We start from the raw sequence: 12,903 nt of genomic DNA, 5'->3' as shown, positions 1-12,903 counted from the left end.
GGTATGCTTCGAAAATATAAACCAGGTAAATAATTCAGTGGAGGAAGTCTACGGGATGCGTGCGCTACCCGGCTTGAGATAGCGCAATTTTTCTTACATCTGCGGAAAAGAGTTAACCCTGTAACAGGCGGATCAACAGCGAGCCGTTATACATGGCATCTTTGACCAGCGCCGCGCCGGCCATCGTGCCCTGATTGGAAAACTGAGTGCTTTCTACCGCAATGTTCCGGCTGTAGGCGGGAAGCGACTGCTGCTGAATACAGGCCGTAATCGCCGGGAAGAGGATCTCCGCCGCCTGGCTGAGCGGTGAGCCAATGAGGATTTTTTGCGGGTTGAAGAGGTTCACCATAATTGCCAGAATGCGGCCAACGTTATTCCCCACCCCGGTAATAATGTCCTTCGCCAGCAGATCGCCCTGACGCGCGGCGGCGCAGAGAGAATCCACCGTTAAGGGTTGTCCGTGCAGCGAGGAGCTCATGGACTGACTGAGCCTGACCTGCGCCAGCTCCAGCACGCTTTCCACGCTGGCAATGGTCTCCAGACAGCCGTGGTTGCCGCAGTAGCAGCGCTTGCCATACGGGTCGACCTGGGTATGGCCAATTTCCACCAGGCTGCTGCTTCCGGCGTGGAGAAGACGACCGTCGGTGATCACCCCCGCGCCGACGTTATGATCGATAACCACCTGAATCACATCCCGCGCGCCGCGGGACGCGCCGAAGAGCGCCTCCGCCATCGTCCAGGCGCTGATGTCATGCTGAATGTAGACCGGCACGCCGGTATGATTTTTCAGCACCTCTCCCAGCGGCATCTCTTTGACATCGTCATAAAACGGCATGCGGTGGACAATACCATTTTCGGTATCAATAATGCCCGGCATGGTGATGGCAATCGCCGTTAAGCGTTCAAGCCGCTGCTGATGGCGGATAAAGAAGCGATCGATGTGCGAGACAATCGCCTCGAGGAGCGATTCCTCGGCGTTGAGCGGCAGTTCAAGACGGTCCTCTACCACCAGCTTGCTGCTCAGATCGCGCAGCGCAAGGAAGATCTCGCCGCGGCTGATGCGCAGCGACAGGTAGTGCCAGGCTTCCGTTTCCACCACCAGCCCGACTGCCGGACGGCCACGGCTGCCCGGCTCCTGAATTTCCGTTTCCTGAACCAGGTGCGCTTCCAGCATCTCGCGGACAATCTTGGTGATACTGGCGGGTGCCAGCTGTGCCAGGCGCGAAAGATCGATACGCGAAACCGGACCAAGCTGATCGATCAGGCGATATACCGCGCCAGCGTTGGTCTGCTTAATCTGATCAATGTGCCCTGGCTGACTATCAGCGACCACCTCGTACTCCCTTATTTTCGAGCTTCGAAATAAACTGTTGGCTATGGTGAAGCACTTGCATGGCTGCCGTCAAATATTTACTTAGCCATGTGATTTACTGCACATTTTTGCCCACTTTTCCCTGAAAATGCCCCCCGGCGGAGGCGTTCATCAACTGCTGTTTGAAGCGCTGTGCGGCATGGCTCTGTTCGCGATGTTTTGCCCAGACCAGCCACATCTCTGAAACGGCATCCTCTTCGGCGATGGTCACCCAGCGCATTTCGCGCAATTGTACCCGTTTAAAGGAGGCCGGAAGAATCGAGACACCCAGCCCGGCGGCGACCAGCCCGATAATGGTCATTGCCTCCCCGACTTCCTGGGTAATGACCGGGGCAAGATCGTAGCGGCGCATCAGCCCCAGGATATCGTCATACAGACCCGTTCCGACCTGCGGATCAAAAAAGACAAACGGCTCTTTTGCCAGCTCTGCCAGCGACACCGTCGGACGCGACGCCAGCGGGTGATCGTGTGGGATCATGGCCATCAGCGGCTCGCGCAGGATCACCTCCCACGCCAGCGAGTCCGGCAGCTGGGTATTACGCATCAGCCCCAAATCCAGCGAACCTTCATTTAGCGGCGCAATCTGCTCGCGGGTATTGATCTCGCGCGTCTGAATATGAACATCCGGGAAATGGCGGCGGAATGACGACAGCGTTTCCGAGACGGCGCTGATAAACGGCGCGGACGAGGTAAACCCGATGCGCAGCTCTCCGGCCTCCCCGAGATAGAGCCGTTCTGCCCGAGCGGCGGCGTCCTCAACCATGCTCAGAATTTGTCGGCTGTCGATGAGAAATTGCTTGCCCGCCGCCGTCAGGCTCACGCTGCGGTTGGTGCGGGCCAGCAGGCGCGCGCCGACCTGCTGCTCCAGGATCTGAATCTGCTGGCTTAACGGGGGTTGAGAGATATTCAGCCGTGCCGCCGCGCGGCCAAAATGCAGCTCTTCGGCGACGGCGACAAAGTAGCGAAGATGACGCAGCTCGATATTCATATTTCTAAAGTATCATTTGAGATTATTAATATATTAGACAGAATATTTACATTTTCCTACCCTGAAGAGGTGGTCATACCCGTCACCAGAAATCACGGGGATGTTTAAGCAAGGAAACTGTGTGAGTCGTACAACTACCATTGATATCGATCCGGCAAGCGATATCAATGATTTACCAGCAACATCGCAGCCGGTTCAGTTCATTAAACGTGGTACCCCCCAATTTATGCGCGTCACGCTGGCGCTCTTCTCCGCCGGTCTGGCCACCTTCGCCCTGCTCTATTGCGTCCAGCCGATCCTGCCCGTGCTCTCCCATGAGTTTGGCGTATCGCCTGCCAGCAGCAGCGTTTCACTCTCCATTTCTACCGGGATGCTGGCGATTGGCCTGCTCTTTACCGGCCCTCTTTCCGACGCCATTGGGCGTAAACCGGTGATGGTAACCGCGCTGATGCTGGCTTCGGTCTGTACGTTACTTTCAACCATGATGACCAGCTGGCACGGGATTCTGGTGATGCGCGCGCTGATCGGGCTCTCGCTCAGCGGCGTGGCGGCGGTCGGAATGACCTATCTCAGCGAGGAGATCCACCCGAGCTTTGTCGCCTTCTCTATGGGGCTTTACATCAGCGGGAACTCGATTGGCGGGATGAGCGGACGTCTGCTGAGCGGGGTATTCACGGACTTCTTTAGCTGGCGGATTGCGCTGGCGGTCATCGGCTGTTTCGCGCTGGCATCCGCCCTGATGTTCTGGAAAATTCTGCCGGAATCGCGTCATTTCCGCCCGACATCGCTGCGCCCGAAAACGCTGTTTATCAACTTCCGTCTGCACTGGCGCGACAAGGGGCTGCCGCGCCTGTTCCTGACCGGCTTCCTGCTGATGGGCGCTTTCGTCACGCTGTTTAACTATATTGGCTATCGCCTGATGCTCTCACCGTGGCATCTGAACCAGGCTATTGTCGGTTTACTCTCGGTGGCTTATTTGACCGGAACGTGGAGTTCACCGAAGGCCGGGGCGATGACCGCACGCTATGGCCGCGGCCCGGTCATGCTGTTCTTCACGGCGGTGATGCTGGTCGGCCTGCTGCTGACGCTCTTCTCCTCCCTGTGGCTGATTTTTGCCGGCATGCTGCTCTTTTCTGCGGGGTTCTTCGCGGCCCACTCGGTCGCCAGCAGCTGGATTGGCCCGCGCGCGCGTCGCGCCAAAGGTCAGGCATCGTCTCTTTATCTGTTTAGCTATTACCTGGGGTCCAGCATCGCCGGGACGCTCGGCGGCGTGTTCTGGCATAACTACGGCTGGAACGGCGTGGGCGGGTTTATCGCGCTGATGCTCTGTGCCGCACTGCTGGTGGGCGCAAGTCTTCATAAACGTCTGAAATAATAGGCTTGCGGGCGGATGTCCGTTTCCCGAAAAACGGCACCAGCGTACTGGTGCCGTTTTTCGTTCAGGAATCCCAGGCCTGTTCTATCTTACCGGCTTCAAACTGCGGAGGCGGTTTGCGGAAACGGCGCGTGAGCCATGTCAGGTAAAGGATCCCCAGTGCCGCCCAGATGAGGCCAAGCGTCAGGGACGTCGCTTCGAGGTTTATCCACAGCACGCCGACCGTGACGGCACCAATGAGCGGCAGCAGGAGATAGTGGAACCGATCTTTCCACGTTTTGTTCAGCCCCTTACGCCGCCAGAAATGGTTGTACACCGAGAGATTAACAAACGTAAACGCCACCAGCGCGCCAAAGTTGATCAGCGCCGTCGCGGTCACGAGATCAAAGTACAGGGCCGACAGCGCCACTATCCCAACCATAATGACGTTCAGGGCCGGCGTACGCCATTTCGGATGCACGTAGCCAAACACCCGCTCCGGAAAGACGTTGTCACGTCCCATCACATACAGTAAGCGCGAGACGCTGGCGTGCGAGGCCAGTCCTGAAGCGAGCGTATTCACAAACGTGGTACACAGAAACACCGACTGGAAGAGCTTGCCGCCCACGTACAGCGCGATTTCCGGCAGCGCGGCGTCCGGGTTCTTGAAGCGGGCGATCGTCGGGAAAAAGAGCTGCATGAAAAACGAGGCAACAATGAATATCAGCCCGCCATACAAAGCGGTGAGGAAAATGGCTTTGGGGATCACCCGCGCCGCGTTTGGCGTCTCTTCCGACAGCGTGGTGACCGCGTCAAAGCCGAGGAAAGAGAAGCAGACGATAGTCGCGCCGGTAATAATCGGGATCAGGTGAGCGTTCTCGCTGATAAACGGCTGGAGCGACCAGACGGTGCCGACGCCCTCCCCCTTATGCAGTCCGTGCACCACGAGGATGACAAACACCACCATGATGGCGATCTGCACCAGCACAAACAGGGTGTTGAAGTTGGCGACCAGATTCACGCTCTTGAGGTTCGCCAGCGTCAGGATCGTCACAAACCCCACTACCCAGACCCACGGCGGAACTTCAGGGAACAACGCGGAAAGGTAGATCTTCGCCAGCAGCACATTAATCATCGGCAGGAAGAGATAGTCCAGCAGCGATGACCAGCCGACCATAAAGCCTAAGTGGGGGCCGATCGATTTCTGCGTGTAGGTGTATGCGGAGCCCGCTTCCGGGAACTGCCGTACCAGTTTGCCGTAGCTAATGGCGGTAAACATGACGCCAGCCAGCGCCAGGAGATACGAGGCGGGCACGTGGCCGTTGCTGATACCGGACACAATGCCGAAGGTATCAAACACGGTCATAGGAGTGAGGTAAGCCAGCCCCATCATGACCACCTGCCAGAGCTTGAGGGAACTGCGCAGCCGGGTTCTTCCGGCCATGCGCGGCGAGTCAAGAGAGGTGTTAGTCGCCATAAACCGTCCCCCCCATGCTTACCGTGGTTTGCAATCGCGCTGTCCTTAACGCAAACCTGCTTAGCAAAGGGGGAAGTTGTAAAGAACACACGCGATCGTACCAGCGCACCGTCTCTGGCTCGCACTCACAGCAGGCGCCTGACTGGCCCCCTTCGCCCTGCGGATAGTTGAACATCTGCATCATTTCCTACCTCGTCACACAGTGTCGTTGAGAAAATCCCTGTGCCGCCTGCGCTCCATAACGCGACTCCCGGGAGATAGCTGGCGTGCCAGCAAACAGTTAGGCCAGGCTCCGCGCAGGCCGTTTGGTGATACGTATGAGATGAAACAAAGCGGCCCCTTACCGGGGCACGTCATCAGGCGTTTTTGAGCATCCACTCAATTTCAGTTTCGGTAATCAGGCGTTCAAACTGCAGTAATTCATCATTTTTGCAGGCGTGATAGACGTGGCAGAAACGTTCGCCCAGCCGCTCGCGAAGGCTATCGTTTTGCATAAATTCCCACAGCGCATCGCTCTGACGAATCGGGAATGGCAGTCCGTCCTGCTCCAGACCATTGCCTTCCACTTCTTCCTGCAGGGGTAAATCGTTATCCAGCCCATGTAAAATACCGGCAAAAATCGCCGCCATCACCAGATACGGATTCGCGTCAGCGCCCGCCACCCGGTACTCGACCCGATGGTTATGGCGATCGCCGCAGGGGATACGCAGGGCAACGGTGCGATTATTGTGTCCCCATGAGGCCTGCGTCGGCACGTACATTCCCGGCTGGAAACGGCGATAGGAGTTGACGTTCGGTGCCAGCAGCGCCATGGACGCAGGCATCAGATCGATCATCCCGGCCAGCGCGCGTTTCAGCAGTGCGGAATCCTCGCCGTTGGCGTCTGCGAGCACGTTTTCGCCTCGGTTGTTTTGCATGCTGATGTGGATATGCATCCCGCTGCCCGCATGCTCTTCATACGGCTTTGCCATAAACGTGGCGTGCATCTTATGTTTTTCCGCCATCTGCCTGACAAGACGTTTTAGCGCAAGCGCATCGTCGCAAGCATCGAGCACGTTTTCCGTATGGTGCAGGTTAATCTCAAACTGGCCCGGGGAAGCCTCAGCCACGGCCCCGTCAGCGGGGATGAGCTGCAGCTGCGCCAGTTCGTCAATGTCGTTCAGCACATCAGCAAAGTGGTTCAAATTATCAACCGAGTAGACCTGACTCTGCGTGTTACGCACGTCGGTGCCCGGCGCGCAGGGTGGCTGCAGATAGCCGTCGGCATCGCGTTTACGGTCAAGTAAATAGAACTCCAGCTCTACCGCTACCACGGGGAACAGACCGCGCTGGCGCAACTGCTGCCAGAGTCGGTTGAGTACGTTCCGCGGCTCAACGTCAAAGGGAGCGCCATCTTCATCGACCATGGTGAGTTGCACCTGACCAATGTATTCCGGGTCGGCGGCGGACGGTGTCAGGGTGCCCGGTACCGGCACGCAGATGCAGTCCGGCTCGCCGAGCTCCTGCCCCAGGCCCGCCTCTTCCACGACGTTACCTAAAATGTCCATGGCGAAAACCGATGCCGGGAAATAGCAGCCTTTTTCAAGCTTGCTCAGTCCGGCAACCGGGATGCGTTTGCCGCGAAAACAGCCGTTCAGGTCGGTCAGGAGGACATCAATAAACTGGGTGTCAGGATACTTTTCTAAATAGCGCTTCACTTCCTGCGTAAAGGCGCTGCCCCGCCTCTCATCCGTGTGCTGCACAAAGTTCTCAACTTCTACGATATTGGTTTCCATGATTTACCACCGTTTTTGGATTTGCGTTCGCTGCTCTGGACTGTCAAATATAATGTCCACCCTATCGAATCTGTATGCAAATAAATTGTTTGTCAAATGTTAAATTAAGTTTGCAAAAGGCAGATCCCGTTGCTAGATTGAGAAAATATTGAACGAAAAGGCCGTTTTGCAGGCGATAATGGCCTAAATTTAGTCCACTTTGTGAGGGCGATCATGGAAAATATAATGAGCAAGCCAGTTATTGGCGTGGTGATGTGTAGAAACAGGCTTAAGGGTCATGAGACCCAGACCCTGCAAGAAAAGTACCTGAATGCCATTATTAACGCGGGAGGCTTACCGATTGCCTTACCGCATGCGCTGGCAGAGCCAGAGCTCCTTACCGCTCTGCTCCCAACCCTCGACGGGATTTACCTGCCGGGCAGCCCAAGTAATGTGCAGCCGCACCTTTATGGTGAAAACGGCGATGAGCCTAACGCCGATCCCGGGCGAGATCTTCTGAGTATGGCGCTGATTGCCGCCGCGCTCGAAAGGCGCATCCCCATTTTCGCCATCTGCCGGGGGCTGCAGGAACTGGTTGTTGCAACGGGAGGGACGCTGTATCGCCGCCTGTTCGAGCAGAACGACCTGCTTGAGCACCGGGAAGATCCTGAACTGCCGGTTGAGCTACAATACGCCCCGTCTCATGAAGTTCAGGTTCAGGAGGGAGGACTGCTGTCTCAATTAATACCAGGCTGTAACACATTTTGGGTAAACTCGTTACACGGGCAAGGTGCACGGACGTTAGGACCACGGCTTCGCGTGGAGGCCCGCTCGACGGATGGGCTGGTCGAGGCGGTCAGCGTTCATGACCACCCTTTTGCCCTCGGTGTGCAATGGCACCCCGAATGGAACAGCAGCGAGTACGCCCTGTCACGTATGTTGTTTGAAGGTTTTATCACCGCCTGTCAAAGCCACATTGCTGAGAAGCAGCGGCTTTGACCACTACCGTAAAGGAAATGCAACTATGAGCGATGACGGACTGGCGCCAGGGAAACGTCTGTCTGAGATCCGCCAACAGCTGGGTCTCTCGCAGCGGCGTGCCGCCGAACTGTCTGGGTTAACACACAGTGCCATCAGCACCATTGAGCAGGATAAAGTCAGTCCTGCCATCAGTACGCTACAGAAGCTGCTGAAAGTTTATGGGCTGTCGCTCTCGGAATTCTTTTCGGAACCGGAAAAACCTGATGAGCCGCAGGTGGTTATTAATCAGGAAGACCTTATCGAAATAGGCAGTCAGGGGGTTTCGATGAAGCTGGTTCATAACGGAAATCCGAACCGTACGCTGGCGATGATTTTTGAAACTTACCAGCCTGGAACCACGACCGGAGAGAGGATCAAACACCAGGGTGAGGAGATCGGTACGATACTGGAAGGTGAAATATTGTTGACCATTAATGGACAGCAATATCACCTGGTTGCGGGGCAGAGCTATGCCATCAATACCGGCATACCGCACAGCTTCAGCAACACCTCGGCAGGCATCTGCCGCATTATCAGTGCCCACACCCCCACCACATTCTAATTACCACTCAGTCCCGGCGTAAGCGCGCTTACGCCGGGAAATATAAAAACGATCGCTGTCGGCATTTAACGGGTTAATTCCCGGGATGCCCCACGGCTTCGTATTGCCTGAAACGGCCATGCCTTTATTTATCTGATTGCGAAAGAAAGGAGTGAATATGCATTTTCAGCACCTGACTTACTGGCAGGATAAAGCAAAAAACAGCGCCATTGAGACCCGGTTATTTATTAACGGCGTCTATTGTGACGCCGCCGATAACACCACGTTTGCAACCGTCAATCCCGCGACCCAAAAGACGCTGGCAAACGTCGCCCGGGGCAAGCAGGCGGACGTGGACCGCGCGGTTCAGGCCGCGCGTGAGGTATTTGAGCGCGGTGACTGGTCGCAGGCGTCTCCGGCGCGGCGCAAGGCCGTGCTAAATACGCTCGCTGATTTGATGGAACGCCATAGCGAAGAGCTGGCCTTGCTGGAAACGCTGGACACCGGTAAACCCATCCGCCACAGCCTGCGCGATGATATTCCCGGCGCGGCGCGCGCCATTCGCTGGTACGCCGAAGCGGCGGATAAAGTCTACGGCGAAGTGGCGCCTACGGGTCCGGGCGAGCTGGCGATGATCGTGCGCGAGCCCATCGGGGTTGTTGCGGCCATCGTCCCCTGGAACTTCCCGCTGCTGCTGGCCTGCTGGAAGCTGGGCCCGGCGCTGATCGCGGGCAATAGCGTGGTATTAAAACCGTCGGAGAAATCACCGCTCACCGCCCTGCGCCTGGCCGGGCTGGCGAAAGAGGCGGGCCTGCCGGACGGCGTGCTGAATGTGATAAGCGGTTACGGCCACGAAGCGGGCCAGGCGCTGGCACGTCATCCGGAGGTCGAGGTGCTGACGTTTACCGGCTCTACCCGTACCGGCAAGCAGCTGTTGAAGGACGCGGGAGAAAGCAACATGAAGCGCGTCTGGCTGGAGGCAGGGGGCAAAAGCGCCAATATTATCTTTGCCGACTGTCCGGACCTGGACAAGGCCGTGAGCGCGACCGCCGCCGGGATTTTTTACAACCAGGGGCAAGTCTGTATCGCCGGTACCCGCCTGCTGCTCGAAGAGAGCATCGCCGATGAATTCCTGACAAAGCTGAAAGCGCAGGCCCGTCACTGGCAGCCGGGCGATCCGCTCGATCCTGACAGCACGATGGGCATGCTCATCGACGCTGCGCACGCCGATACCGTCCACACGTTTATTCGCGAGGGAACCCGGAAAGGCTCGCTGCTGCTGGACGGGCGGGAACAATCATGGCCTTCCGCAGTCGGTCCAACCATTTTTGTCGACCTCGACCCCGCCTCCCCGCTGTGCCGGGAAGAGATTTTCGGCCCGGTGCTGGTCGTCACCCGATTTAAAACCGAAGAGGACGCCTTAACGCAGGCCAACGACAGCGAATACGGGCTTGGCGCGGCGGTATGGACCCGCGATCTCTCCCGGGCACACCGCATGAGCCGCCGCCTGAAGGCCGGCTCGGTCTTCGTCAATAACTATAACGACGGTGATATGACCGTTCCCTTTGGCGGCTATAAGCAGAGCGGCAACGGTCGCGATAAGTCCCTGCACGCGCTGGAAAAATTTACCGAACTGAAAACCATCTGGATTGCCCTGGAGCCTCAATCATGACCGAACATACCACCAGCTACTACGCGGCCAGCGCGAACGCTTACGAACCTTTCCCGACGCTTAACGAGTCGATCAGCTGTGACGTGTGCGTGGTGGGCGGCGGCTATACCGGCCTCTCCTCCGCGCTGCATCTCGCCGAAATGGGCTATGACGTGGTGCTCCTTGAAGGGGCACGCATCGGCTTCGGCGCCAGCGGACGCAACGGCGGCCAGCTGGTTAACTCCTACAGCCGCGATATCGACGTGATCGAGAAAAACTACGGGCCCGATGCCGCCAGAATGCTCGGGAGCATGATGTTTGAAGGCGGGGAAATCATCCGGGAGCGCATCCAGCGCTATCAGATCCAGTGCGACTATCGTCCTGGCGGGCTGTTTGTGGCGCTAAACCACAAGCAGCTGGAGACGCTGGAGGAGCAAAAAGCCAACTGGGAACGCTACGGCAACACGCAGCTGGAGTTGCTGGACGCCAGCGCCATCCGCCGGGAGGTCGACAGCGAACGCTATACCGGCGCGCTGCTGGACCGCAGCGGGGGGCATATTCACCCGCTGAACCTGGCGATCGGCGAAGCAGACGCCATTCGCCTGAACGGCGGGCGGGTATATGAACAGTCCCCGGTGACCGCCATTCAGCACACCAGCCCGGCCGTGGTGAGCACGCAGCATGGCCAGGTGACGGCCCGCTACGTGATCGTCGCCGGGAATGCCTATCTGGGCGATAAGATCGAACCGGAACTGGCAAAACGCAGCATGCCCTGCGGCACCCAGGTGGTGACCACCGCCCCGCTGCCGGAAGAGGTCGTCCGCACGCTGATCCCCAATAACTACTGCGTGGAAGATTGTAACTACCTGCTGGATTACTACCGTCTCACCGCCGACAACCGCCTGCTGTACGGTGGTGGCGTCGTCTATGGCGCGCGCGATCCGGACGATGTCGAGCGCCTGGTGATGCCAAAGCTGCTCAAAACCTTCCCTCAGCTGGCAGGCGTCAAAATCGACTACCGCTGGACGGGCAACTTCCTGCTGACCCTGTCGCGTATGCCGCAGTTTGGTCGTCTGGATAAAAACATCTATTACATGCAGGGCTACAGCGGCCACGGCGTGACCTGCACTCACCTGGCCGGACGGCTGATCTCGGAACTGTTGCGCGGTGACGCTGAGCGCTTTGATGCGTTTGCCAACCTCCCGCACTACCCCTTCCCGGGCGGTCGCAGCCTGCGGATTCCATTCACGGCGATGGGCGCGGCGTATTACAGCCTGCGCGATCGTCTTGGCGTATGATCGTTTTCGACAAAAGGGTATCTGATATGAGTAACCAGGAATTTCATCAGCGCAGACTTTCTGCCACCCCGCGCGGCGTAGGCGTAATGTGTGATTTCTTTGCCCGCACGGCGGAGAATGCCACGCTTACCGACGTGGAAGGCAACGACTATATTGATTTCGCCGCCGGGATCGCGGTACTGAATACCGGCCATCGTCATCCTGAACTGGTGGCCGCGGTGGAAAAACAGCTTCACCAGTTCACCCACACGGCCTACCAGATTGTGCCGTATGAAAGCTACGTTTCATTGGCCGAAAAACTTAACGAGCTGGCCCCGGTGCAGAGCCCGGCCAAAACGGCGTTCTTCACAACGGGCGCGGAGGCGGTGGAAAATGCCATTAAAATCGCCCGGGCCCACACCGGCAGACCGGGTGTGATAGCCTTCGGGGGAGGTTTTCACGGCCGAACCTATATGACCATGGCGTTAACCGGCAAGGTCGCGCCTTACAAGCTCGGATTTGGTCCCTTCCCGGGGTCGGTTTATCACGTGCCGTATCCCTCCGAGCTGCACGGCATCACGACGCAGGATGCCATCACGGCGATAGAACGCTTGTTCGAAGCAGATATTGAGGCGAAACAGGTGGCGGCGATTATTTTTGAACCCATTCAGGGTGAAGGCGGATTCAACGTCGCCCCGCCAGAGCTGGTGGCCGCCATCCGCCGCATCTGTGATGAGCACGGGATCGTGATGATTGCCGACGAAGTGCAGAGCGGCTTCGCCCGTACGGGTAAGCTGTTTGCCATGGAACACTACGCGGACAAACCCGACCTGATGACGATGGCTAAAAGCCTGGCAGGCGGAATGCCGCTGTCCGGCGTGGTGGGCCGCGCCGACATCATGGACGCGCCGGCTCCCGGCGGCCTGGGGGGAACCTATGCCGGCAACCCGCTTGCGGTGGCCGCCGCGCATGCGGTGCTGAAGATTATCGACAACGAGTCGCTGTGCGCGCGCGCCCGTCAGCTGGGCGATCGGCTGAAATCCACGCTGGAGGAGATTCAGGGCACCTTCCCTGCGCTCGTGGCGATAAGGGGAAGAGGATCGATGATTGCGGCGGAGTTTTTTGACCCTGAGAGCCGTGAACCTTCAGCCGCCATCGCGCAGGCGATCCAGCAAAAGGCGCTCGCTCAGGGCCTGCTGTTATTGATCTGCGGCCAGTACGGCAACGTGATCCGCTTCCTTTATCCGCTGACCATTCCGGATACCCAGTTCAACCAGGCACTGGCGATCCTGCAACAGGTTATGCGCGATAAGTCCTGAGTGCCCACCGAAAACCGTCTCCCGGAATGCCGGGGACGGTTTCTACGGAGGAGGTCTGTACAGATTTCCTTCGCGTGGGAAATGTTGGGGAATTTGGTCCGTTTCATTGTATGCTCCGTGAAACACATCCCCGGCATGAGGAAATAAGAA

At 57.8% G+C, this 12,903-nt stretch carries 10 protein-coding genes; 6 read left to right on the top strand and 4 right to left on the bottom strand.

Features of this window, described 5'->3' with window-relative positions; translation table 11 throughout:
• Positions 1-112: 112 nt before the first annotated feature.
• Positions 113-1,333 (bottom strand): sugar metabolism global transcriptional regulator Mlc, encoded by a 1,221-nt coding sequence (gene mlc / locus F3J31_RS10870; protein ID WP_045910384.1) that lies wholly within the window; start codon positions 1,331-1,333, stop codon positions 113-115.
• A gap of 94 nt (positions 1,334-1,427) precedes the next feature.
• Positions 1,428-2,360 (bottom strand): LysR family transcriptional regulator, encoded by a 933-nt coding sequence (locus tag F3J31_RS10865; protein WP_045910383.1) that lies wholly within the window; start codon positions 2,358-2,360, stop codon positions 1,428-1,430.
• Between the two features lie 121 nt (positions 2,361-2,481).
• On the opposite strand from F3J31_RS10865, the gene F3J31_RS10860 reads away from it, so the two are divergent.
• The gene (locus F3J31_RS10860; RefSeq protein ID WP_048030688.1) at positions 2,482-3,735 is read left to right on the top strand and encodes an MFS transporter; all 1,254 of its coding nucleotides are present in this window, start codon (positions 2,482-2,484) and stop codon (positions 3,733-3,735) included.
• Between the two features lie 64 nt (positions 3,736-3,799).
• Here F3J31_RS10860 and F3J31_RS10855 read toward each other — a convergent pair whose 3' ends face one another.
• Positions 3,800-5,191 carry an APC family permease gene (locus F3J31_RS10855; protein ID WP_008502450.1) on the bottom strand — a complete coding sequence of 464 codons (1,392 nt, stop codon included), beginning with the start codon at positions 5,189-5,191 and terminating at the stop codon, positions 3,800-3,802.
• Between the two features lie 356 nt (positions 5,192-5,547).
• Positions 5,548-6,966 carry a glutamine synthetase family protein gene (locus F3J31_RS10850; protein ID WP_008502452.1) on the bottom strand — a complete coding sequence of 473 codons (1,419 nt, stop codon included), beginning with the start codon at positions 6,964-6,966 and terminating at the stop codon, positions 5,548-5,550.
• Positions 6,967-7,179: 213 nt separating this feature from the next.
• Between F3J31_RS10850 and puuD the strand changes: the two genes are divergently transcribed.
• The 5 genes from puuD (at position 7,180) to puuE (ending at position 12,753) form a co-directional block, all read left to right on the top strand.
• Complete coding sequence (puuD, locus tag F3J31_RS10845; RefSeq protein WP_167213016.1) at positions 7,180-7,944, top strand: gamma-glutamyl-gamma-aminobutyrate hydrolase; 765 nt, start codon at positions 7,180-7,182, stop codon at positions 7,942-7,944.
• Positions 7,945-7,969: 25 nt separating this feature from the next.
• Positions 7,970-8,527 carry an HTH-type transcriptional regulator PuuR gene (puuR, locus tag F3J31_RS10840; RefSeq protein ID WP_008502454.1) on the top strand — a complete coding sequence of 186 codons (558 nt, stop codon included), beginning with the start codon at positions 7,970-7,972 and terminating at the stop codon, positions 8,525-8,527.
• Between the two features lie 157 nt (positions 8,528-8,684).
• Positions 8,685-10,178 carry an aldehyde dehydrogenase PuuC gene (gene puuC, locus F3J31_RS10835; RefSeq protein ID WP_167213013.1) on the top strand — a complete coding sequence of 498 codons (1,494 nt, stop codon included), beginning with the start codon at positions 8,685-8,687 and terminating at the stop codon, positions 10,176-10,178.
• Positions 10,175-11,455 (top strand): FAD-binding oxidoreductase, encoded by a 1,281-nt coding sequence (locus F3J31_RS10830; protein ID WP_048030690.1) that lies wholly within the window; start codon positions 10,175-10,177, stop codon positions 11,453-11,455. The genes puuC and F3J31_RS10830 overlap by 4 nt, the downstream gene beginning before the upstream one ends.
• 26 nt (positions 11,456-11,481) lie before the next feature.
• Complete coding sequence (puuE, locus tag F3J31_RS10825; RefSeq protein WP_167213011.1) at positions 11,482-12,753, top strand: 4-aminobutyrate transaminase; 1,272 nt, start codon at positions 11,482-11,484, stop codon at positions 12,751-12,753.
• Positions 12,754-12,903: the final 150 nt, after the last annotated feature.

Source organism: Enterobacter sp. Acro-832 (assembly GCF_011752745.1).
In the GTDB taxonomy this organism is placed as follows: domain Bacteria; phylum Pseudomonadota; class Gammaproteobacteria; order Enterobacterales; family Enterobacteriaceae; genus Enterobacter; species Enterobacter quasiroggenkampii.
Note: the sequence above shows the minus strand (reverse complement) of the source record. Positions and strands in the feature narration are given on the sequence as shown.